This is a genomic window from Paenarthrobacter sp. R1 (assembly GCF_030264015.1).
Lineage (GTDB): Bacteria > Actinomycetota > Actinomycetes > Actinomycetales > Micrococcaceae > Arthrobacter > Arthrobacter ureafaciens.
In genome coordinates, this window is the sequence record NZ_CP127115.1 from 4,479,816 (window position 1) to 4,502,037 (window position 22,222).

Annotated in this window: 19 protein-coding genes; 14 read left to right on the forward strand and 5 right to left on the reverse strand. The window is 63.5% G+C overall.

Going from position 1 to position 22,222, the window contains the following annotated elements; genetic code table 11:
• Positions 1-20: 20 nt before the first annotated feature.
• The 5 genes from QN084_RS21280 to QN084_RS21300 are packed head-to-tail and all read right to left on the reverse strand — an operon-like array spanning position 21 to position 6,351.
• Complete coding sequence (locus QN084_RS21280; protein WP_069696479.1) at positions 21-1,301, reverse strand: amidohydrolase family protein; 1,281 nt, start codon at positions 1,299-1,301, stop codon at positions 21-23.
• A complete protein-coding gene (locus tag QN084_RS21285) occupies positions 1,298-2,398 on the reverse strand; it encodes a threonine aldolase family protein (RefSeq protein WP_069696480.1) in 1,101 nt (366 codons plus the stop codon). The genes QN084_RS21280 and QN084_RS21285 overlap by 4 nt, the downstream gene beginning before the upstream one ends.
• Positions 2,395-3,498, reverse strand: a complete 1,104-nt coding sequence (locus QN084_RS21290; protein WP_021472199.1) for an ABC transporter ATP-binding protein — start codon at positions 3,496-3,498, stop codon at positions 2,395-2,397. The genes QN084_RS21285 and QN084_RS21290 overlap by 4 nt, the downstream gene beginning before the upstream one ends.
• A complete protein-coding gene (locus tag QN084_RS21295; RefSeq protein ID WP_069696481.1) occupies positions 3,491-5,245 on the reverse strand; it encodes an ABC transporter permease in 1,755 nt (584 codons plus the stop codon). Before QN084_RS21295 ends, QN084_RS21290 begins: the two co-directional genes overlap by 8 nt.
• Positions 5,242-6,351, reverse strand: coding sequence for an ABC transporter substrate-binding protein (locus QN084_RS21300; protein ID WP_069696482.1), 1,110 nt, complete (start codon positions 6,349-6,351; stop codon positions 5,242-5,244). Before QN084_RS21300 ends, QN084_RS21295 begins: the two co-directional genes overlap by 4 nt.
• Before the next feature lie 400 nt (positions 6,352-6,751).
• Between QN084_RS21300 and QN084_RS21305 the strand changes: the two genes are divergently transcribed.
• The 14 genes from QN084_RS21305 (at position 6,752) to QN084_RS21370 (ending at position 22,221) form a co-directional block, all read left to right on the forward strand.
• On the forward strand, positions 6,752-7,942 hold the full coding sequence (locus QN084_RS21305; RefSeq protein ID WP_069696483.1) for a TetR/AcrR family transcriptional regulator: 1,191 nt from the start codon (positions 6,752-6,754) through the stop codon (positions 7,940-7,942).
• A 247-nt stretch (positions 7,943-8,189) separates the two neighbouring features.
• A complete protein-coding gene (locus QN084_RS21310; protein ID WP_069696484.1) occupies positions 8,190-9,542 on the forward strand; it encodes an MFS transporter in 1,353 nt (450 codons plus the stop codon).
• Between the two features lie 101 nt (positions 9,543-9,643).
• Positions 9,644-10,498, forward strand: coding sequence for a TauD/TfdA dioxygenase family protein (locus QN084_RS21315; protein WP_062096780.1), 855 nt, complete (start codon positions 9,644-9,646; stop codon positions 10,496-10,498).
• Between the two features lie 125 nt (positions 10,499-10,623).
• Positions 10,624-11,517, forward strand: a complete 894-nt coding sequence (locus QN084_RS21320; RefSeq protein ID WP_069696485.1) for an FAD binding domain-containing protein — start codon at positions 10,624-10,626, stop codon at positions 11,515-11,517.
• On the forward strand, positions 11,514-12,047 hold the full coding sequence (locus QN084_RS21325) for a (2Fe-2S)-binding protein (RefSeq protein ID WP_069696486.1): 534 nt from the start codon (positions 11,514-11,516) through the stop codon (positions 12,045-12,047). Before QN084_RS21320 ends, QN084_RS21325 begins: the two co-directional genes overlap by 4 nt.
• The gene (locus QN084_RS21330; RefSeq protein ID WP_069696487.1) at positions 12,044-14,383 is read left to right on the forward strand and encodes a xanthine dehydrogenase family protein molybdopterin-binding subunit; all 2,340 of its coding nucleotides are present in this window, start codon (positions 12,044-12,046) and stop codon (positions 14,381-14,383) included. Before QN084_RS21325 ends, QN084_RS21330 begins: the two co-directional genes overlap by 4 nt.
• Positions 14,376-15,626, forward strand: a complete 1,251-nt coding sequence (locus tag QN084_RS21335; protein WP_083262079.1) for an XdhC family protein — start codon at positions 14,376-14,378, stop codon at positions 15,624-15,626. Before QN084_RS21330 ends, QN084_RS21335 begins: the two co-directional genes overlap by 8 nt.
• Before the next feature lie 122 nt (positions 15,627-15,748).
• Entirely contained in the window at positions 15,749-17,308 is a 1,560-nt protein-coding gene (locus QN084_RS21340; RefSeq protein ID WP_083262080.1) for an aldehyde dehydrogenase, read from the forward strand.
• Between the two features lie 40 nt (positions 17,309-17,348).
• On the forward strand, positions 17,349-17,693 hold the full coding sequence (locus QN084_RS21345) for a RidA family protein (protein WP_021472210.1): 345 nt from the start codon (positions 17,349-17,351) through the stop codon (positions 17,691-17,693).
• A 5-nt stretch (positions 17,694-17,698) separates the two neighbouring features.
• Positions 17,699-18,757 (forward strand): PDR/VanB family oxidoreductase, encoded by a 1,059-nt coding sequence (locus QN084_RS21350; RefSeq protein WP_069696488.1) that lies wholly within the window; start codon positions 17,699-17,701, stop codon positions 18,755-18,757.
• 32 nt (positions 18,758-18,789) lie between these two features.
• Positions 18,790-19,800, forward strand: a complete 1,011-nt coding sequence (locus QN084_RS21355) for a VOC family protein (protein WP_021472212.1) — start codon at positions 18,790-18,792, stop codon at positions 19,798-19,800.
• Positions 19,793-20,620, forward strand: coding sequence for an alpha/beta fold hydrolase (locus tag QN084_RS21360; RefSeq protein WP_069696489.1), 828 nt, complete (start codon positions 19,793-19,795; stop codon positions 20,618-20,620). The genes QN084_RS21355 and QN084_RS21360 overlap by 8 nt, the downstream gene beginning before the upstream one ends.
• The gene (locus tag QN084_RS21365; protein ID WP_069696490.1) at positions 20,617-21,360 is read left to right on the forward strand and encodes a 3-oxoacyl-ACP reductase family protein; all 744 of its coding nucleotides are present in this window, start codon (positions 20,617-20,619) and stop codon (positions 21,358-21,360) included. Before QN084_RS21360 ends, QN084_RS21365 begins: the two co-directional genes overlap by 4 nt.
• Before the next feature lie 72 nt (positions 21,361-21,432).
• Positions 21,433-22,221 carry an SDR family oxidoreductase gene (locus QN084_RS21370; RefSeq protein ID WP_021472215.1) on the forward strand — a complete coding sequence of 263 codons (789 nt, stop codon included), beginning with the start codon at positions 21,433-21,435 and terminating at the stop codon, positions 22,219-22,221.
• Position 22,222 lies beyond the last annotated feature (1 nt).

A 22,222-nucleotide genomic window follows, 5' to 3' on the forward strand; every position in this document is an offset into this window, starting at 1 on the left:
TTGTGGGGTAACGCCGCTGCTTAGTGCGCGATCAACAGTCCGCGCTTGAGAACTCCAAGGGGCGTTTGGAGGGTGGTGATGTCTTGGAGGGGGTCTGCCGAAGTAAAGATGAGGTCGGCCCACAAGCCGGGCCGGACGCGTCCCACTTGCGACTCCAACCCAAGCATGGAGGCGGCTTCAGTGGTCGCGGATTTCAGCGCATGCTGTGCTGTGAGGCCGGCAGCAACGTAGCGCTCCAGCTCGCGGGCAAGGAGGTCGAAGGTGACGTGCGCAGGGCCCGCGTCCGTCCCCGCCACGATGGACACGCCGGAGTGGAGGAACTCCGTCACGTTGGTGAACCGCGATTCGAGCCTTGCCACCACGTTGCGGTCAAGCGGGTTGGCCAATACCTGGCGTCCCTCCTGCAATTGCCGCGAGACAATGTCTGCCGCTATGACGGTCGGCACAATGTGGATGCCGGCATCGGCCGCCCTGCGCAAGAGCCCGGGATCGGGGGAGCATCGTTCGTCGGGCCCCAGCATCGAGGCATGTTCCAGCGTATGGACGCCGGCGTCAATGCAGGCGGCAATGGAGGAGCTGGCGTGTGCGTGCGCTGCGGTCTTCATGCCGTAGGAACCGGCGATCACTACTGCCTCCCGGAGAAGCACGGGATCGAACTCAAAGACGCTGGGACTGGTCCCGGGCGTGAAGCCGCCGCCGCTGGCCATGAGCTTGATCCAGGTGGCACCGGCCGCGTGCTGTTCAGCGATCAGGGTGTGGACGTCGTGCCGGGTCCGTACTTCTCCGCCCATGTCGTGGGCGTGCCCTCCGACCCTGCAGAGCGGAGCACCACAATGAACCACAGTTGCGACGTCCGATGCCATCCCCAGTGCTGCCCGCATGGGAGCGAGCAGCCGCCTGGGCGTTCCGCAGTCGCGAACTGTGGTGATACCGGCCCGGAGCGCAATCCGTGCGTTCGCTACAACCTGCGCAATGATTTCTTCATCGCTGCTGGCCTGGTGTGTGGCCTTGGGGTCGTCGCCGCCGTCGAAGGCCAGATGGACGTGGGCATCCATCATTCCGGGAGCCACGAAGTTTCCCTTGAGGTCAAGCACATTCCCTGCGCCGGGTACCCGGCCCGCAGGGGTGACGCGGGAGATCTGCCCCGCTTGGAGCCACACGTCGCTGGGGGAAGAGGATGTGCCCGTCCCGGGATCAACAACACGCGCGTTGAGCAATACGGTGACTTCGTCACCGTGCCGGGCAGCCCGGGGGGCGCTGAACGGCAGGGGCCGGTCCGTCACGTCAATGGTGGTGGTCATGTCAGGAGCTCCTTCTTGCTCACGTGCATTGAGTAGGTTTCGTCCAGCAATTCGCAGAGGGCTTCCGCGGCGAGGCGTACACCTGCGGTGTCCACATCAAGGTGGGTGACGGCACGGATCGTGGACGGGCCAAAAGCGCCCATTCGAACCCCGCACTTCCGGAGCAGGCGCTCCACCAGAACCGGTGCAGTGACTGGGCAGTCCACCAGGTCAAAGAGGACAATGTTGGTCTGAACCGTCGTGGGGTCGATCGAGATGTTGCGGTGGCCGGCCAGCAGCTCAGCCAGGAGGCGGGCGTTGGCGTGGTCGTCGGCCAGTCTGTCCACGTTGTTGCGGAGGGCAAAGGTGCCGGCCGCAGCCACGATGCCGGACTGGCGCATGGAGCCACCCCACCGTTGTTTCAGGCGCCAGGCTTCGCTGATGAAATCCGCGTCTCCTGCCAGCACTGCTCCCAGGGGGGCACCCAGTCCCTTGCTGAGATCCAGCCAGACTGAGTCGAACGGGGCACAGAAATCGCGGGCGGACACTCCTGTGGCTACTACCGCATTGAGCAGGCGGGCGCCGTCCATGTGGGTCTTGATCTGATGCGCCCGTGCTACCGCGGTCACGGAGGTGATGCCCTCCAGGGACCAGCATGTGCCGCCGCCGAGGTTGGAAGGCTGCTCAATGGAGAGCACCGCATTCCGGGCCATCGACCGGCCCTCGGGCCCGAGGGCCGCTGTGAGCTGGTCAGCGGAGAAAACACCACGATCGGCTTTGATGGGCCTGAACAAGGCTCCGGCCAAGGCTGGTGCCCCGGTTTCCTCGTGGCGGAGCGAGTGCGCGTTGTCGTCAACAAGGATCGCATCGCCCGGGCGGCAGTGCAGGGCGTAGGAGATCTGGTTGCACATGGTCCCTGATGGCAGGAAGACCGCTTCTTCCTTGCCCAGCAGTTCCCGGGCCAGGGCAACGAGTTCGTTGGTGGAGGGGTCTTCACCCTTTTGTTCATCCCCCACCTCGGCGTGGGCCATGGCCTGCCGCATGGCCCCTGAAGGCCGGGTAATCGTGTCGCTGAAAAGGTCGATGCGGATCGGGTAGGGGGACCCGACGGGAATCACAGGGCGCCCTTGGTTGCCGGGGCAGTGCGGGGTTGGAACAACTTATAGCCGTCCCGTGGGATGCCCACGCGCACATGGGACGAGTCCGTCCGGTCGCGGGTTTCCACCACCAGCGACTGCTCGCCGACCCCCACCCTGTACCTGAAGTGATGGCCGTGATAGGACCTCTCCAGGACGGGGCCGTTGACCGTCATTTCATAGCCCTCGGATGGTGCGTCGTCGGGCAACAAGGCCAGGGCCTCAGGCCGGACGGCAACCACGACGCCGTCGGAATCCAAGGACGACGGCACGTGGATCGCTTGGTCCAATCCGTCGATTTTGATCGTCAAAACTCCCTTGGACCGGGAGATGACCGTGCCCTCCAGCAGGTTGCTGGTGCCCACGAAATCGGCCACGAATATATCGGCGGGATCGTTGTAGATCTGCTCAGGCGTGCCGATCTGCCGGACCATGCCGGCCGACATGACCGCGATCTTGTCACTCATGGCCAGCGCTTCGTCTTGGTCGTGGGTCACGAACACCGTGGTCACGCCAATCCTGCGTTGCAGCTGGAGCAACCAGTCGCGGGTCCGTTCCCGCAGCTTGGCATCAAGGTTGGAAAACGGCTCGTCAAGCAGCAGCAGCCGGGGAGGGAAGGCCAGGGCACGCGCCAAGGCGACGCGTTGTTGCTGACCACCGGAGAGCTGGTGCGGGTAGCGGTCTGCCTGATCGGCGAGGTCCACCAGTTCAAGAACTTCGTCGACGCGGCGGCGGAGTGCATCGGATTTGTACCGTCGCAGCTTCAGCGGGTAGCCGACATTGTCGCGGACCTTCATGTGCGGCCACACGGCATACGACTGGAAGACCACGCCGCAGTCGCGGCGTTCCGGAGGCAGGAAAGCGGACGTGCCGTGATCGAACAAGGTGCGGTCGCCCGCGACGATGCTGCCGCCGTCGGGCTTGAGCAGTCCTGCGACCGACCACAGTGTTGTCGACTTCCCGCAACCGCTGGGCCCCAGCAGGGTCAGGATCTGCCCGTCGGAAGCGGTCACCGATACGTTGTCCAGGACCGTCAGGTGGCCGAACTTCTTGGTGAGGTTGGTAATGACCAGATCAGACATTGGGGCGAACTCCAAACAGAAGGCGTCCTGCGGCCAGGACTGCTGCGGTGATGACGAGTTGGATGACTCCGAGGGCGGCGACGGTGCCGCCGAGGCCTGTGGCCGCGATTTGGAGCATGGCCAGTCCCAGAACCTGCGTTTCAGGGGTTACCAGGAAGACTGCGGCGTCGGCTTCGTTGAGCATGGCCACAAAAAGCAGGACGAACGAAATCCCCATGGCCGGCCTCAGGAGCCGGATGATGATGGTTCGCATCGCGGTCCACCAATCCGCTCCTGCGGAGCGCGCAGCCCGGTCCAGGTCCTCACCCAGTGCGGCAAGGGAGGGGTAGAACGCGGCGTAGCCCATGGCCAGGGCCCGGACGCCGAAGGCGATTCCCACGGCCCAGAGTGTGGCCCTGAACGTTCCTGATTGATCCAGGATCGCGAAAGTCCAGAAGAAGGCCATGCCGGTGATGATCCCCGGGACGGCCCGGGGATACAGCACGATGTGTTCCAGGGATCCGCGGAACCGGAAGGTGGAGCGGTGGGCGACCAGTGCGATGACTGCGATGCAGGCTGTGGCGATCGCGGCACCAACGGTGGCGATCAGCAAGCTGTTGCCGATGGCTCCGGTGTACAACGGGTTGGTCAGGATTGCCGAAAAGTGGTCAAGCGTGAGGAGGCTGAACGGGTTGATTGCCGGCGTCAGAACCGCGGTCACCGAGGCCAGGACCACGCCGCCCAGCGGAATGATGGTCGCCGAGCCCAGGACAATTCCGACGACGGCGGACAGCACCCAGCGCAGGGGGCCGAGCTTGACGACGTTGGCAGGCCTCGATGACTTGCCGCCGGTGGTGGTGAAACGGGCGAGGTCCCCGGCCAGCCGGTTGCGCAGCAACAGCAGCAAGGTGACGGCGAGCAGCAGCATGACGGCACCTGCAGGGAGGACTCCGCCGCCGCCGTCGGCACTTCCCGTCCATTGCCGGTAGAGATAGGTGGACATCATGTCGATGTTCTTTGACGTGCCAAGGATCAGCGGAATACCGAGTGTTTCCAAGGCCAGGGCAAACACCAGCAATCCGGAATTCAGCAGTGCCGGACGCAGCAGGGGCAGGGTCACCGAGAGCACGGCGCGGAGGGGACCTGCGCCGGCGCACCGGGCGGCTTCCTCCAGCGTCGAGTCACCGGAGGAGAGCGTCCCGCGGGCAAAAAGGTACACCACGGGTGAGCCTAGGACGGTGCCCATGACCACCATTCCCGCAACACTGTAGAGGTCAAAGGGGACACTGAAAGGCGAGAACTGCTCCAGTACGTGGGTGGCGTATCCGTTCTTCGACCACATCGACTGCCAGCCAACGATCAGCACCAGTCCGGGCAGGACCAGGGGCAGGACGATCAAAGCTGAGTAGAGCTTCCGGAGCGGCAGGTCGGTCCGTGCCACCAATAGGGCGACGGTGGTTCCCACCAGCACTGACCCGACGGTTGTGAAAACGGCGAACTGCAGGCTGTTGGCCACTGCCGACCACCACAGGGGGTCGGCCGCCAACTTGCCGAAGTTCTCAAGGGTGGCGCTGCCACCGCCCTCGTAAAGGGGTGTGGACCAGAGCGATGACCAGACAATCGGCACGATCGGGCCGAGAACCAGCAGGACCGTCAACAACCAGACACCGTAGTGGATGACTTTTTCGGGTAACCATGCCCGCTTGATGGGTCCATACCCGGGAGGCCGCTCCTGCGTCCCGGGTACGGCGAGCGTGGAGCTGCTCATCGTCCGAATGCCTCTTTCCAACGGTTCTTGAACGCCGGCGAATCGTTGATCAGGGCCTCATCCCACGTGGCGATGTTGATGTTTTCAGCGCCCAGTTGCTCCGTGACCTTTGCCAGGTTTACCGGGCAGTCCACGCCGTCCAGGTAGGGTGCGAATCCGCCGGTACAACCGGCTGTCTGGCCGGCCTTGTCAATGAGGAAATTGACGAACACCTTTGCCGCGTTGGGGGACTTGCCACCTGTTGTCGCCCCGGCGCCGCGGGGCATGAAGGGAGTTCCGTCCTTGAAGAACCTGTAGTTCAGTACCTTGGCGGTCGCGCCGGTGAGCAGCGGCCTGGTGGCACCGGATTGGAAGTAGGACATGGTGTACTCGCCCTGCAGGAGTTTGTTGAACATGGGTCCTGCGCTGGCTTCCACCTTGGTGTTCGGACCGAGCTGGTCCAGGATTTTCCATCCCGCTTCTCCGGCTTTGGCGATGTACGCGTGGTTGACTGTGTAGCCGAACTCCGTGGTGCCGTCATACGTAACGATCTTTCCCGCCAGTTTAGGGTCGCCGGACATCCTGGCGAGTGCCTCGAGGGAATCGGGCTGCTCGGACTCGGGCAGGAGGGTGGTGTTGATCAGCGCCATGACCGGATTGAGTTCCATGGCGAAGACTCCCGGGGCGAGTTTCGCGAAGTCCGGCAGTGGCGCAGCTGCAGGAGGCGTGAAGTCCTGGATGTCGCCCCGCTTGACCAGGTCCAGGAAGTTCGCGCCTTGCAGGCTGACAATCACGTCTGCGGTCTTTCCGCCCGTGGCCTTCTCGTTGAGGTAGCGCTGGAAGCTTTCGGTTCCGCCGAGGCTGATGTAACTGGTCTTTATGCCCGGATATTGGTCTTGGAAGGCGGCCAGTACCGGCTTCATGGATGCCTCGTTGGCTTCGCCGTAAACCAACAGCGAGCCTTCCTTGTTTGCAGCCTCAAGGATCGCCGGATCCATGGCGGCTGCGGTGGGGATGTCAGTCTTGGCAGCGTACGCATTGGGAGTCTCACCCCCGCTGCTGCTGCAGCCAGTCAGGGCTGCGAAGCCGCAGAGTGCGGCCACGGCGAGTATTGCACGTCGTTTCATGTGGGACTCCTTTGTCACTGGACGTTGCTCTTTGTCTCTACGGCGCCCTTGGTTTTACGCCGCCCTTGGCTTGAGCGGCGAAGGGGATATCACGAGGAGATGGTCAGGGGCCTGTGCTCCTTGGGGTCCACGGGCAGGTGGGCCGCCTGGCTGACTGTTGTTGCTGTGCCCCCGGTTTTCGACCATCTCAACGTTCCGTAAGTGAATCTGCCTCGGCCTTCGAGGTTCTTTCCGTGCCGCTCGGCTGCGGGAAAGGACTGGCGGTCCCGCTGCGGCGATGTGCAGTAAGCCCGCTTACTAACCCACATTCATGGACGCAGATGAGTTCCTGTGGCTTGTTCTTCAACTTTGGCACGCGGCGGGCTATTGCGCAATAAGTGAATCTGATTAATCTTGAGATATGGAGAAAGCGTCCACAGCCCCGGAACGCGGTACACGGCCCCGCAACCGCCGAGCCCTCATACTCGCTGCGGCGGCGGACCTCTTCGCGCAACGGGGGTATCCGCAAGTCAGCATGACCGATGTGGCCAAGGCGGTCTCTGTGCAGCCGTCTGCCCTGTACCGGCATTTCCCAGGCAAAGGCGAACTGCTCCGGGAGGCCGTGGCGGCGAACCTCCAGCCTGTTGTGGAGAGCGTCATCCAGGCGCCCGACGGCGATCTTGGCCAGTTGGTCTTGTCACTCGGCCGGGCGCTTTTGGAGCATCGCGGGAACGGCGTGCTGTGGGAGCGGGAATCCCGCCACCTGCCGCCTGCGGTCCGCTTCGAAATAGCCAGCGGCGCCAAGTTCGCCATCAGCAGCAAGCTCCAGTCCGGCTCTGCTGCGCTTCCCGCAGCAGAGGCCGATCTGCGGGCGTGGGCGATGTTCGCTGTGATGGTCAGTGTGTCGTGGCATCCGAACCGGCTCTCGAAAGCGGACGAGGAAACCCACCTCGCCACGCTTGCCCGCACTGTGATCGATATGCCGTTGCCGCCGATCAAGGAATCGGACCGTCGGGCCGGTGCGGCACTCTCCGTGCCGCGCAGCCGCCGCGAGGCTCTGTTGGCTGCTGCAATCCGGCAGTTCGCTAGGTCCGGTTTTGATGCGGTCAGCCTTGACGATATCGGCGCCGACGTCGGGATAGCCGGCCCCGGCATCTACCGTCACTTCAGCAATAAGGCAGAAATGCTCGCTGCCGCGCTTTACCGGGCCACGGAAGTCCGTTGGATGGACTTGTCGCGCGCCCTCTCTGAAGCCGCGGATTCATCCGCGGCGCTCCAGCGCATCCTGTCGTCGCACATTTCCTTCTCGCTGTCCTGCCCGGAATACCTGCAACTGGCCGTCTCCGAGCGCCAGCACGTTCCCGAACGGGACCTGCAGAACCTTTTGGAGGCGCAGAACGACTATGTCGCCGACGTCGCCTCACTGGTCCAGGACGCATATCCGGGTACGGATCAAGAAGTAGTCAGAGTACGCGTGAAGGCAGCTCTGCATGTGATCAGCAGCGTCGTCCGTACGCCGTTCCTGCGGGACATCCGCGGAATTCAGGACATCCTCGAGGACCTCGCGTGGGGAATTATGGTGCCCGCTGCCGATCAAGGCGCCACGTCATGAGCATCTGCCGAAGGGACTAGCCCACAGCAAACGGTTCCAGTTCGCACCACGCCGGAAGCCCCTCGGGGGCTCCACCACTGCCAAAATGAGATCTTGCGCACAAGACATCTCAGTAATAAGATAATCAACACTGAAGTAATTTGCATCACTTCAGATCTCACTCTCAGACAGGTGCCTTGGCTGCCCTGATCACCAGGGCCCACGCAAAGCGGGGCCGACTGTTTGCAAAATTACCTGGAGGCACAATATGAGTGCAGTGGTCCCACAACCATCGGGCGGCAGCTCTCCGAGAAAGGTCGCCATCGCGAGCCTCATCGGCACAACCATCGAGTGGTACGACTTCTTTATCTACAGCACCGCAGCGGTGCTTGTTTTCAACCAGCTCTTCTTCCCGGGCTTCGACCCCACAACCGGCACGCTGCTCGCGTTCTCGACCTTCGCCGCCGGCTTCGTCGCCCGCCCCGTAGGAGCCATCGTCTTCGGCCACTTCGGTGACAGGGCGGGCCGGAAGCCGATGATGGTCCTCACCATCCTGATCATGGGCATAGCCACGGTCGCCATCGGATTGTTGCCTACCTATGACGTCATAGGTGTGTTTGCCCCCGTCTTGCTGGTGATCCTGCGGCTTTGCCAAGGGTTTGCCCTCGGCGGAGAGTGGGGCGGGGCCGTGCTGATGGCTACCGAGCACTCCCCGCAGGGCCGGCGCGCCTTCTTTGGCAGCTGGCCGCAAGCAGGCGTGGCTGTGGGACTCATCCTTGCCATGACCTTGTACATCCCGCTGGAATCCATGTCGCCGGACGCCTTCATGGCCTGGGGCTGGCGGGTTCCGTTCATGCTGAGTGCCGTGTTGGTCATCACCGGCCTGGTCATCCGCGTAAAGGTGGCAGAAAGCCCGGAGTTCGATCGAGTCAAGGCTAACCACAGCGTTGTGCGCATGCCCGTCATCGAGGTACTTCGAACCCACCCGAAGCAGGTGTTCCTTGTAGCCGGCGCAAGCCTGGTGCCGGGCATCTTCTTCTACCTCATCACCGTGTACAACTTCGTCTACGCCGGTAAGTCGGAAGAGTTCGATTCGACCTCCATGCTGGTGCTGGTGATCATCACCTCGGCCGTTGGTTTCTTCGTCAATCCCGCAGCAGGTGCCATGGCGGATAAATACGGCGCACAGCGGGTTTACCTGTGGGGCCTTGTACTCATCGTGGTGGTTGCCTTTCCGCTCTACTTCGCCCTCGACGGCGGCTCGTACGGCTTGATCCCCGTTTGCTACTTCGCCGCAACCATCGCCGTGTACATCCCGTGGGCATTGTCGCCTGCGTACTTCTCCACGGCCTTTGACGCCAAGGTCCGTTACAGCGGGTTGTCCCTGGCAACCACGCTTGGCAACCTCCTCGGCAGCGCCATTGCACCCCTTATTGCCGGTGCCTTGTTTGCTGCGACGAAAGCGTCGGTCTCCACCTCCATTTACGTCTTCGTCGCCGGAGCGGTTTCGATCACCTGTGCGTTGGCGCTGGGGCGCGTCATCCGAAACAAGGCCTTGCGGGCCGGGAAGGGCAGCGACGGCAATGTGCAGGAATTTGCTGCCCCCACCTATTCGGAATGAGTCGACACCAAAGGATTCCCAACAAAAGCAGCCCGTCTGATCAGTCAGCGTTGACGGACACGGGCTCCATGCAACAGACCAAACAAAAGGAAGGAACGACCATGAGCGGCAATGATCAAGAGTTCAAGACATTCACTGTGGAACGTGCGACACCGACTATCGGAGCCTACATCCACGGGCTGGATCTGCGTGAGGGCATCACTCCTGAGTGCCGGCGGGAACTCCGGGAAGCATTCCTTGAATACCAAGTGCTGTTTCTCCGCGACCAGCAAATTACCCCGGACGACCAGATTGAGTTCGCCAAGGTCTTCGGCGATCCCCAGGAAGTCAGCGCATTCTTCCCATCGCTTCCGGGCTATCCGCACATTGAGGTGTTGGAGTCCCGGGGCCGGGCTGCTGGAACCGACGTGTGGCACTCCGACCTGACGTGGCAGGCTACGCCGAACTCCGCCACCTGCCTCCATGCGCAGGAAATTCCCCCGTGCGGCGGCGACACCCTCTGGGCAAGTATGACCGCGGCTTATGACGCCTTGCCGGAGAACGTAAAAAACGTCATCGACGGGCTTGAAGGAGTGCACGACTGGGAAAAGGAACTGACCGGCGTCGTCCGGCAAGGCCCGGATGGCGAGGCGCGCTATGAGGAAACGCGACGCAAATACCCGCCCATGACCCACCCCGTGGTGCGCAAGCATCCGGAAACGGGCCGCAAGCTCGTGTACGTCAATGCGTTGTTCACCACCCGCCTCACGGGTATTTCCACGCAGCTGGGCGACTCGCTGCGGAACATGCTCACGGACCTCGCCCGGACCCCCGAGTACCAGGTCCGGTTCCGGTGGGAGCCCAACTCCCTGGTGATCTGGGATAACCGTTCCACCCAGCATTACGCAGTGGGCGACTACCACCCGCATTACAGGCTGATGCACCGGGTCACTCTGAAGGGCGACCGCCCGGCCTAGTGAAACTGCCCGCTCCGGGTGGCCCGAACGGGCCACCCGGGACGGTTGTTTGCGAAACCAGGAATCAACCACGGCGGTAGTCCGTGGAAAGCGCCTACATGGCGAGAGTGAAAGAAGGCTGACCAATGCGAGGCCAGAAATTAGGGGCGGGCCTGATAGCCCAGAGCCAGTCCGCCCTCCCGCCGTTTGTTCTGCATCGGCCTGCTTCACTGGGAGAAGCTGAGGCACTGGTCCGGCAGCACCCACACGCTGTGATCGCGGCGGGCTGCTCGGACCTCATGGCCCAAATCCGCGAAGGATTGGAGCCACAGGTGCTGATTTCCCTGCAGGGAATCAAGGAACTGCGGGCTGTCTCGAACGACGCCGGAACTCTGCGCATCGGTTCCTTGGTCAGCCACTACGAAGGCAGCAGGAGTCCGCAAATCCTGTCTTCCCTCCCGGCCCTGGCTGCGGCCTGGGGATCGATTGCAACAGTTCGGATCCGTTACCGCGGCACCCTGGGAGGCAACCTCCTTGCGCGTCGGTATCGCTATGAAATGCCGGTCATTTTGTCCGCCCTCCAGGCTCGCATGCACTTTCAGGGCGGAGACCTTGCAACCCTCCCGGTTGCGAAGCTCTGGGAGGGGGAGCGCAGGAGCCCTGGTGTCATGACAGCCGTCAGCGTGGACACCGCATCCCTGCTGTGGTTCGGATACGAACGCACCATGCGCCCGGTCAGCACAGTGGCCATGGCCGTGCGAAGCAACGCCAGTGGCGACGTTACGGTAACGGCCGTCTGCGGGAGTGAATACAGGCGGCCCTATGTCCTCTCCCACACCGTCCTCTCCCATCCCGCCGGTGGAACTGCAACAGCTGACCTCGACCCTGCCTCTGTCGCAGAGATTCTTGCAGCGCAGCTCCCGGAGGAGGCGGCCGACTACGCCGGATCCATCAGTTACCGCCGGCACCTGGCGTCTGTGCTTTGCCGCCGTCTTCTCGTCCAAGCAACCGGAAAACAAAGGAAAGGAAGCCAGCCATGAGCCTTGAATCGCCGGTGCCCGGCCACGAACCCGTTACCCACGATCTCGAATTCGAACTGAACGGAAGCCCCGAGAGGCATCGTGTTCCTACCAGCGCGACCGTCCTGGACGTGTTGCGCAACGCCTGCGGAAAGCAAGGGGTTCGTGCCTCGTGCGAGCGCAGTGTCTGTGGTGCCTGCACTGTCCTGGTGAATGACCTTCCGGTAGCCGCCTGTTCCACGTTTGCCTTCGACGTCGAGGGTGCCCGGGTTGAAACGGTGGAGGGCCTGGCCCGCCAAGATGGCACGTTGAGTGCCCAGCAGCAGGCATTCAGGGAATGTGGCGGCTTCCAGTGCGGGTTCTGTACGTCGGGCATGCTGATGCTGACCACTGGCCTGCTGCGGCAGGATCCGCAACCGGACAGGGACCGGATCCGGGAATGGATCAGTTCGAATACCTGCAGGTGCACAGGATACGAAATGATCCTGGAATCCGTGGAACGTGCCGCAGAGCTCTCCGCCGCGGAGCAGCAGGAACGGGCGTCGGAATGAACGGGACAGCCACTCCCGGCGAGGCCGGGGAGCCGATCGTGGGACGCGACCGCCCGCGCCTGGACAGCACCGCCAAGGTCACCGGACGCGCCCTCTACACGGTGGACATCAAGAAGGCCGGAATGCTCCATGCCAAGGTCCTCAGAAGCCCGCATGCACATGCCCGGATCCTGGGCATCGACGCCTCGGCGGCCCGCTCGCTGGCGGGAGTCACTGCGGTCCTCACGCGTGAGGAGATCGGTGGTTTGAAGCCCTACGGTACCTACGTCAAGGACCAGCCCATCGTCGCTACGGACTCGGTCCGCTACGTTGGCGACGTCGTTGCGGCAGTTGCTGCCGTGGATGAACGCACAGCCATCGCGGCCCTGGATTTGATTCAGGTGGAGTACCAGCAGTTGCCGGCTGTTTTCGGTGCCAAGGAAGCAACGGACCCCGCAGCACCTGCCATTTTCCCGGAGCAGCCGTACGCCGTCTCTCCAGCGTACGGGGACGGCGCCTTCGGGGCGCCACATACCGCGCACAACGTGAGTTACGAGTTCCGCTACGAAACGGGGGACGAGGGCGTCTGGGCAGAGTGCGACTACGTTTTTGAAGACACGTTTACGTTCTCCCGGATGAACCATCTGCACCTGGAACCCTTTGTCACAGTGGCCGAAGCGACCTCCGGGCAGATCGAGGTGTGGACCTCCACCCAGAGCCCGTTCCCCATGCGGAGGGAGCTGGCGCGGGTCTTTGGCGTGCCGGAGAACGATGTCCGGGTGAACGTCCCGTTGCTGGGCGGCGGCTTCGGGGCCAAGAACGGCCCAAAAACCGAGGCTATCGCCGTCCGCCTGTCGCAGTTGTCCGGCGGCCAACCCGTGCGCTACTGCATGAGCACCGAGGAAGTCTTCCTGACCTTGAGCCAGCATGATGCCATCCTCACGGTCAAGTCGGGACTCAAGGCTGATGGGGAGTTCGTGGCCCGCCAGTCCAAGGTGTTGCTCAACGGCGGTGCCTATGCGGATGCAAGTCCGTTGGTGGCCGAAAAAGCCGGTTACCGGATGCCGGGGGCCTACCGCTGGAAGCGGATCGATTCGGTGTGCCAGGCGGTCATCACCAATACAGTGCCGGCAGGCGCATACCGTGGTTTTGGCGCGACCCAGGCCACCTGGGCCAGTGAACGCCAAGTGGACCTGATCGCTGAGCGGCTGGGATTCGACCCCCTGGAACTGCGGCTAAAAAATGCCAAGGGCCTGGGCGAGGAATTCGTCCCGGGCGAAACGCCCATCGATTCGGACCTGCGGCACGGTTTGAACCTCGTAGCGGACGCCATCAGCTATCGCGACCGGAGCCGCTCGCCCAATCGTGGCATGGGTGTCGCCATGGGAATCAAGGACGGTGGCGGCGTCAACAAGCCCGCCCAGGCCCGGGTCAAAGTGGCCACCAACGGCGATGTCTTCCTCAATTGTGGCCTGGTGGAAATGGGCCAGGGCGGCCATTCGGCGCTGTGCCAGATTGTGGCGGAGACTCTGGCGTGCGATCCGAAGCGTGTTAAATATGCGGCCATCGACACCGATAACACCCCCTTCGACCAAGGAACCAATGCCTCATCGGGCATCGCCGTCATGGGTCACGCGGTCCTGCAGGCTGCTGAACGCGTGAAGTGCTCAGTGCTGGACGTAGCGGCCGAGCAGCTGCGGTTGGATCGCGAATCGATCCGCCTTCAGGACTGGCACATCATTGATGCCGACGGTGCCACGCATGATCTTCCGCCGTTGATCATGGACAGGTTCGGCGGGACAGGCTACGAGTTCACCGGGGACGGATACTTCAAGGTACGTAATTCCAGCCGCGCCCCGCTGGAGGCGCCGTGCATGTTTTGGGAGATCGGCTGGGCAGCTGCCGAAGTTGAGGTGGATCCCGAAACCGGGCGGGTGGAAGTCCTGCAGCTGGTCGTCAGTGGCGACGCCGGCAAGGTGGTGAACAAGCTTGGTTGCCGGGGCCAGGACGAAGGCGCAGCGGTCTTCGGACTCGCGCAGGCACTCTTTGAGGAACTGCGGTATAACGACGACGGCCAGCTGCTGAATGGTGAAGCACTCCTCTACCGCGTCCCGTTGGCCGAGGACATCCCGCAGCGCTTCTTCTCCATCACCCAGGAACAGGGCCACGGCGCTGGGCCCTTCGGAACCAAGGGCATGGGCGAGGGAGGGATGCTGCCTATCGCCCCTGCAATTGCCCAGGCAATTGCCGACGCCACCGGGGCGCAGCTCACGTCGCTGCCCATGACGCCGGAACGGGTCTACAACGGCATCCGGGCTGCGCAATCGCGTCAAGGCAGGGTCGGGGCCGATGCGTGAAGTGATGGAAGCGCTCAACGAGGCGTTTTCCGACGGACGGCGCGTCGCGATGGCCACGGTGGTCCGAACCCAGGGATCTGCGCCGCGGGCAGTCGGTACGTCCATGCTGGTCACCGGCGAGGGGTCGCCGATCGGCTCGGTTTCGGGTGGCTGCATCGAGGCCAGCGTGATCGAACAGGCTGCCACAGTGCTCGCCACCGGGGTCCCGGAGCTGCTTCATTTTGGTATATCCGACGACGACGGGTTCAGTATCGGCCTCACGTGCGGCGGCAGCGTGGATATTTTCGTGCAAGCATTCGAGCGTGCCACGTGCCCTGGTTTTGCGTCCTTGCAGAAGGCGTTGGTGGAAAATTTACCGTGCGCCATGGTCACCATTTTTGAGGTCGCACCTGAACTGCTGGGTCGCTCCGGGCTGGTCCATCAGGGTTCTGCCATTACACCACTGTTCGCCGGTGCAGGCTTTGCATGGGATGTTGTTCAGGCCGCAGACAGTGCCGTTCAGGAGGCCATAGCGTCCGGAAGATCGACGTCGGTCACTCTTCCTGCCGTGACCGGCAGCGACGAACGCCTGTCCTTGCTGATCGATGTCTTCCGCCCTGCGCGCCGGCTGGTGATTTTCGGGGCGGTTGACTTCTCCGCCTCCCTGGCCCGGTTAGGCGCCTTTCTTGGCTTTCACGTCACGGTGTGCGATGCCCGGGCCGTTTTCGCCACGCCCGAGCGGCTGCCATCAGCCCACGACGTCGTGGTGGATCAACCGGCACGCTACTTACAAAAGGAAATCGCACTGGGACGGCTGGGGCCCGATGCTGCTATCTGTGTCCTGACGCACGATGCGAAATTCGATGTTCCGGTCCTCGATGTGGCGCTTCGGGAAGGTTTTGCGTACATCGGGGCGATGGGTTCGCGCCGGACTGCCAGTGACCGCAGGGGCAGGCTCCTGGCATTGGGCCACACGGAACGGTCGCTGGCGCGGCTCCGCTCGCCGATCGGCTTGGACCTTTCGGCTTCCACCCCGGAAGAAACGGCGATCTCCATCATGGCGGAGGTCATTGCGGCCCGGCACCAGGCTTCCGCCCTGCCCTTGGCGTTCACGTCCGACCCCATCCACAAGGGTTTGGGGGAGCGCGCAGCCCTCGCGCCGCACCCGGGCGGCCAGCCGTCGTCGTCCCCTACCTGCGGCGTGGGGCAGGAACTGCAGCTCCCGCCGCTACGCAACAATCAGAACGAAAATATCTTGACATAAAGTATCTTAGGACTGATATTCTTTTTCTATGACGCAGTTCACGTAACTCGCGCAAAGCCGCTCGCGGCATCCCGCTTGAAACCCCTCCGTGGGCACTACACACAAATGGACGGAACCCGAAGATGAGTACGGACAGCCTTACAGAGAACCCCTCCCGGTCTGCTCGGGAAGAAACCCGGGCACCCGGCGCGGCCGGTCTTCGCAACGGACCTGATACGCGGGACGAGATCTTTGTTGGCGGAGTGTGGACCCGGGGTAGTGGTGCGCTGATCGAGTCGGTGAATCCCGCTACGGCAGAAGTTTTTGCCACCCTCCACGCAGCAACGGCGGCCGATGTGGACGCCGCAGTGGCCGCCGGCCTGGAGGCCGTCAAAGCGTCGGGGTGGGCAAGGAGGCTCCCGCACGAACGCGCCGCAGTCCTTCACCGCATCAGCTCCGCGATTGAAGCCAACGCTGACAGGATCGCGGAGCTGCAGACGCTTGATACGGGCAAAAGCCTCGTGGAAACGAAGGCATTGGCCATGAGCGCGGCGGCAACCTTCCGCTTCACGGCAGCTGCCTTGGAGACCATGGAAGATGCCCTGACGCCGCCGCGGGGCAACTACCTCAGCATGTCCACCTATGAGCCGATCGGGGTGGTGGGGGCCATCACGCCGTGGAATTCACCCATAGCCAGTGACGCGCAAAAGGTGGCTCCGGCACTCGCGGCAGGAAACGCCGTCGTGGTGAAGCCGCCGGTGTGGGCCCCCTGGGTCTCGCTGCTGCTGGCCCGCCTTTGTGAGCAGGCCGGTCTTCCTGCCGGTTTGCTGTCGGTGCTGCCGGGCCCTGGCCGGGTAGTTGGCGACGCCGTCGCCAAACATCCGGATGTTGGGAAGATCTCCTTCACGGGCGGGACTTCCACGGGGCGTCAACTTGCCCACATCGCAGCCGAAAAAATCATGCCCATCACGTTGGAACTGGGAGGAAAATCACCCACGGTTATTTTCGCCGATGCCGACGTGGACCAGGCTGTGGCCGGAGTGCTCTACGGCATCTTCTCCTCAAGCGGTCAGAGCTGCATCGCCGGGTCGCGTGTCTTCATCCAGCGCGCCGTGTACGACGACGTGGTGGAAAGGCTCGTGAAAGGGGCAAAATCGTTGCGGATCGGACCGGGCACAGACCCGGCTACGCAGGTCGGGCCCCTGGTGGCCTTCGCACACCGCGACACCGTTGCGGGCATGGTCGAAGCAGCGAAGTCGGCCGGTGCGCAGGTTTTGTGCGGAGGCGCTGTCCCCACGGAGTCCCGGTTGCAGGGCGGGGCGTTCTATGAGCCCACCATCCTTGCCGGTGTCAGTAACTCGGACGCCATCTGCCAGCAGGAAATTTTTGGTCCCGTGGCCGTCATCCTGCCGTTCGACGACGAAGCGGACCTCATCGCCCAGGCGAACGACAGCGTCTTTGGCTTGGCCTGTGGCATCTGGACTGCCGACTACCGCCGGGCCTGGCGGTTGGCGCGGGCCATTGCCGCCGGCACCGTGTGGATCAACACCTATAAGCAATTCAGCATTTCGACCCCCTTCAGCGGGCTTAAGGAAAGCGGTCTGGGTACCGAAAAGGGCCGCGACGGCATTCGTTCCTACATGCGCCAGAAGAGCATCTATATGGACCTCTCGGGTGCACCCATCCCATGGGCCGGCCTTTAAGCGAACCGGCCCGCATCACCAGCTTCCGAAAGGTAGATCAATGAATGCCCACCCCTACAGTCCGGCCTTCGTGGCCGGCGGATTCGGCTTCGTCTCCGGCGCCTTGTCGGTGGATGAGAACGGCACGGCCGTACCGGGCCGCTCGGAGGCGCTCGTCGCAGCAGGCGCGAGGCTGGCCGAACGTTTGGAATCAGTCGGCATGTCCCTGGCGGACGTCGTCAAGACCACCTATTTCGTCACAGACGTAACGCTGCGGGACGAAGCAAACCTGCACTACGAGCTGCTGTTCGAGAATCCCCGCCCGGCACGCTCATTCGTTGAAGTTGCCGCACTGCCCTACGGCGCGTCGGTGGAGATCGAAGCAATCGCGCATCGGAGGAGTTAAGGACCATGAGCGTGGACATTCAGAACCGTGGGACGACCATCCCCGAGGACACCGCAGACGATCTGACGTCGGGTCCTGGCACAGGAGACCAGGCCGCGACCATCGCTGCGGAACCCAAAGCACTGACGCTGAGGGTGCAGCAGAAACGGTGGGAAGCGGACGGCGTCGTCAGCATCACCTTCGTTGATCCGCAGGGGGCGGCTCTCCCGCAGTGGCTACCAGGCTCCCACCTGAGCCTCCACTTGCCCAACGGGCTGACGCGCGAATACTCCCTGTGCTCGGACCCCAACGATTCCTCCGCCTGGACCGTGGCAGTGCTGCGGACCACCGATTCCCGCGGTGGCAGCAGGCTGATCCATGACGAACTGCCGGTGGGCACGCTCCTCACAGTCGAAGGTCCCCGCAACAACTTTGAACTCGAGCAGGCGCAGCGGTATGCGTTGGTGGCCGGAGGCATTGGCATCACCCCGATCATTTCCATGGCGAGGCGCCTGGAAGCAGCCGGCGCTGACTGGTCCCTCCTCTATACGGGACGGTCCCGGTCCACCATGGCATTCCTCCCGGAAATTTCCGGCTTTCCCGCACACCGGATCAGCATCCACGCCATGGACGAAGCCGGGGGAGCCTACGCGGATCTCCCCAAAGCAGTTGGTGCCCTGCCCCCAAAAGCATTGGTTTATGCCTGCGGCCCTGAATCGTTGATGCAGGCAGTGGCCGGCGCCATGGCGGACGATTCGCAATTGAGGATAGAGCGGTTCAAAGCGCCGGAGGTCGTGTCCGGTCCGGAAACCGAGGCCACAAGCTTTGACGTCATCTGCCAACGGTCGAGCCAGCGCGTTGCTGTTGGGCCTGACATCTCAGTCCTGGACGCCCTGAACGACGCCGGCATCTTCGTGCCCAGTTCATGCGCGGAGGGCATCTGCGGAACCTGTGAGACCGGCGTCATAGCCGGCGACGTCGAGCACCGCGACTTCCTGCTCTCCCCGGCTGAACAGGCAGAGAACAAGACGATGTTCGTCTGTGTCTCGCGTTGCCGGTCCCGGGAACTGATTTTGGATCTCTAGTACGAACACCACCCGACTGAAGGCTGATTCCCATGAACTTTTTCTCAAGCGAGCCTGTCTGCAATCTGCGTTCGCTGCGTTCCGTGTCCTTGAAAGTACCCGATACCAAGCCGGCCAAGGACTTCTATGACCAAGTCTGGGGTCTCTCCACGGTAGAAGAGGACACAGACAAATTCTGGCTCCGCGGTACCGGATCCGAACACCACATCCTGAGGCTGGAAACGGGTGAGCAGAATGCCCTGGGCGGGGTCTCCTTCGCACTGGCCACGCCGCAGGACGTCGATTCCGCGGCTACCAAGCTCGTTGCCCTGGGAATACCGCTTTTCCGTGAGCCCGGACCCCTGGATGATGCTGCCGGTGGATATGGCGTGCAACTGGTGGATCCCGAAGGCAGGCTCGTGGAACTTTCCGCGAACGTCCATGCGGTGGTCAGCCAGGAGCCGGCCGGCCGGCGCGCCCTTCCCCGCAAGATCGCCCACGTGGTCCTCAACACCGTGGACATCGACCGCGCCACCGCGTTCTACACCCAAGTGCTGGGGATGCGGATATCCGACTGGTCCGAGCACCAGATGGCCTTCCTCCGGTGCAACAGCGAGCACCACGCAATCGCGTTCAACCAGGCGCCCTGGACCTCGGTCAACCACGTGGCCTATGAGATGCAGAGCATTGACCACTTCATGCGCGGCATCGGCAACCTGAAACAGCACAACATTGCCCCGCAGTGGGGTCCGGGCCGGCACGGTCCGGGCGACAACACTTTCTCCTACTTCACGGACCCCGCGGGACTGGTCTGCGAATACACCTCCGAAGTTGCCCAGGTGGATGAGGACAGTTGGCTCTGCCGTACGTGGGAGCGAACGCCCGAACTGTCCGACCAGTGGGGCACCGCAGGTCCGCCGACCACCGCGGTGCGAAGCGCCATGGCGGGCGTTCCGGACAGCGGCTACCGGTCCCTGGTGGTCCCCGGCCGTGAGGACTATTTCTCCCCGGCTAAGGCCCCTGCCACTGAAAAAGCCCCTGCCACAGAAAAAGCCCATGCGTAGCGGCTCGTTGCCGGCGCCCACCGCCCCTTCGACCCCCGCTGTTGCCGAGCGCAGAAAGTCCGTTCACGGAGTCTCCCTCGTGGTTCGCGGGGAAGGGATTCCCGTCTTCCTGATGCACGGCATCGGGGGAGCCGCGTCGTCCTGTGGTGCGCTGGCCCAACTGTTGAGCGCCCACGGCTACCAGACCTTCTGCTGGGATGCGCCCGGTTACGGCGAGTCCGCCGCTCCAACGGACGGACTGGATCATCCGTCGTTGGTACTGGACATCCTGGCCACCCTCGGCCTTGGGCCGGCACACCTCTTTGGCACATCGTGGGGCGGGGTCATTGCCACCACGGTAGCCGCGAGGGCGCCGGAGGCAGTACGGTCCATTGTCCTGGCCGACAGCACGCGGGGTTCGGGAACCACGCACGACACAGCGCAACGCATGCTGGCCCGCGTTCCTGAACTGGCCGCCGTCGGGCCTGAAAGTATTGCAGCCCGGCGCGCCTCGAAGCTGGTCTCTCCATCCGCCCCCGCCTGGGTGGCCGAAGCTGTCCGGGCGGACATGGCCTCCGTCCGCCTGTCCGGGTTCGCGTCGGCGGCCACCATGATGGCGCAGTGTGATACGACGGACCTGCTGCCCGGGTTGCGGGTTCCGGCGCTCGTGCTGGCCGGACAGGACGATGTGATCACCGGCGTGCCCGAATCGAGGATCCTCGCCGAGAAGATTCCAGGCGCCGAACTGTGCATTATCCCCAATGCGGGCCACGCGGCAGTGCAGGAGAAGCCCCTTGAGATGTCGGCGGCCATCCTCGCTTTCTGGGACGGCATCCAGTGACGCGCCTGGTGGTAGTGACGGGATCCGGGCGTGGCCTGGGCTTCGACATTGCCGAACGACTGGCACGTGCCGGAGACCGGATAGTCATCGCGGAGAAGAACGCGGACCTCGCGGAACGGGCCGCCGCAACACTCCATGAACGCGGCCTGGATGTCACGGCGGTGGTCGCCGACATAGCTGACAAGGCTTCGGTGGAGGCCCTGGCGACGGCGGTCCGGCAGCTGGGCGGCGCGGATGCGCTGGTCAACAACGCGGCACTGGCCGACGGCGTAGGCGGCGATACTTTCTGGGAACTGGAGGAAGGATTCTTCCAAAGGGTGATGACCGTCAATGCCTACGGGACCTGGCTGGTCAGCAAGCACCTCTTCCCCCAGCTTGCCCAGTCCCCGGCGGGCGCGATCGTGAACATCGCCTCTGACGCAGCGCTCTACGGAAGCCCACGGCTGGTCCACTACGTTGGATCAAAAGGGGCCGTGCTCGCCATGACCCGGTCCATGGCCCGCGACGCAGGGCCATCGGGAGTCCGTGTCAACGCGGTGGCCCCGGGGTTGACCCGGGTGGAAGCCACTGAATCGGTGCCCGCCTCACGCTACCGGCTCTATGAAGACAACCGGGTGCTGCCCAGGGACCAACAACCCAACGATGTATCGGGAGTGGTCCAGTTCCTGCTCTCCGACGCCGCGGGGTTCATCACCGGCCAGACCATCGTGGTGGATGGCGGCTTCGTGATGGGCCACTGATGAGCTCAACCACGGCCACAACAAAACCGGCCAACGCACACTATGCCGGCCATTAGACAAGGAGTCCCACACATGGACCTGCAACTGAAGGACCGCACGGTGGTGGTCACCGGGGCGAGTTCCGGCGTCGGCCTTGCCACCGCACGCTATTTGCTCAGTGAAGGCGCGCGGGTTGCCGCCTGTGCCCGTGACCTCGGCCGGCTCACCGCGGCGTTCGACGAGTTTTCCTGGGCGGACAAGGACTCCATCCACCTTGCCTCGTGCGACGTCACGGACCAGGAAGCCACCAACGCCTTCATCGCCGGAACGCTGGATCGGTTCGGCGCCATGGACGGGCTGGTCTGCAACGCCGGACGATCGCTCATGGCCACTCTCCAGGAAACCACGGACCAGCAACTGCGCGATGAGTTCGAGCTGAAGATCTTCGGCGTCCTCAACATGGTGCGGTCGGCCAGGATCGCCTTGAGCGCCTCCGCCCACGGGTCCGTGGTCAATGTCAACGCCATTCTTGCCCGGCAGCCCGAGCTGCGCCTGGCCGCTACCTCCGCCGCCCGCGCCGCGCTGTTGAACCTGACCCATTCCCTTGCCGAAGACCTGGCAAAGGACGGCACGCGCGTGAACTCGGTCCTGCTGGGACTGGTGGACACGGGACAGTGGCGGCGACGCTTCGAAAATGCCGGCACCGATCTCGACTACGAGGCCTGGAGTGCGGAAATCGCCGGTGACCGCGGCATCAAGCTGGGCCGTTTCGGCACAGCGGAGGAGGTTGCGTTCCATATTGTCTGTCTCCTCTCGCCCAACAGCGGCTACACCACTGGGGCGACCATCGACGTCGGCGGTGGCGTTGGGCGCTATGTCTAGG

Excerpts from the sequence above, each read along its gene's own strand:
- QN084_RS21280 (WP_069696479.1), bottom strand. The coding sequence starts at position 1,301 with ATGACCACCACCATTGACGTGACGGACCGGCCCCTGCCGTTCAGCGCC.
- QN084_RS21320 (WP_069696485.1), top strand. The coding sequence starts at position 10,624 with ATGCGAGGCCAGAAATTAGGGGCGGGCCTGATAGCCCAGAGCCAGTCC.
- QN084_RS21370 (WP_021472215.1), top strand. The coding sequence starts at position 21,433 with ATGGACCTGCAACTGAAGGACCGCACGGTGGTGGTCACCGGGGCGAGT.
- QN084_RS21310 (WP_069696484.1), top strand. The coding sequence starts at position 8,190 with ATGAGTGCAGTGGTCCCACAACCATCGGGCGGCAGCTCTCCGAGAAAG.
- QN084_RS21295 (WP_069696481.1), bottom strand. The coding sequence starts at position 5,245 with ATGAGCAGCTCCACGCTCGCCGTACCCGGGACGCAGGAGCGGCCTCCC.
- QN084_RS21340 (WP_083262080.1), top strand. The coding sequence starts at position 15,749 with ATGAGTACGGACAGCCTTACAGAGAACCCCTCCCGGTCTGCTCGGGAA.
- QN084_RS21355 (WP_021472212.1), top strand. The coding sequence starts at position 18,790 with ATGAACTTTTTCTCAAGCGAGCCTGTCTGCAATCTGCGTTCGCTGCGT.
- QN084_RS21335 (WP_083262079.1), top strand. The coding sequence starts at position 14,376 with ATGCGTGAAGTGATGGAAGCGCTCAACGAGGCGTTTTCCGACGGACGG.
- QN084_RS21350 (WP_069696488.1), top strand. The coding sequence starts at position 17,699 with ATGAGCGTGGACATTCAGAACCGTGGGACGACCATCCCCGAGGACACC.
- QN084_RS21300 (WP_069696482.1), bottom strand. The coding sequence starts at position 6,351 with ATGAAACGACGTGCAATACTCGCCGTGGCCGCACTCTGCGGCTTCGCA.
- QN084_RS21305 (WP_069696483.1), top strand. The coding sequence starts at position 6,752 with ATGGAGAAAGCGTCCACAGCCCCGGAACGCGGTACACGGCCCCGCAAC.
- QN084_RS21325 (WP_069696486.1), top strand. The coding sequence starts at position 11,514 with ATGAGCCTTGAATCGCCGGTGCCCGGCCACGAACCCGTTACCCACGAT.
- QN084_RS21345 (WP_021472210.1), top strand. The coding sequence starts at position 17,349 with ATGAATGCCCACCCCTACAGTCCGGCCTTCGTGGCCGGCGGATTCGGC.
- QN084_RS21360 (WP_069696489.1), top strand. The coding sequence starts at position 19,793 with ATGCGTAGCGGCTCGTTGCCGGCGCCCACCGCCCCTTCGACCCCCGCT.
- QN084_RS21290 (WP_021472199.1), bottom strand. The coding sequence starts at position 3,498 with ATGTCTGATCTGGTCATTACCAACCTCACCAAGAAGTTCGGCCACCTG.
- QN084_RS21330 (WP_069696487.1), top strand. The coding sequence starts at position 12,044 with ATGAACGGGACAGCCACTCCCGGCGAGGCCGGGGAGCCGATCGTGGGA.
- QN084_RS21315 (WP_062096780.1), top strand. The coding sequence starts at position 9,644 with ATGAGCGGCAATGATCAAGAGTTCAAGACATTCACTGTGGAACGTGCG.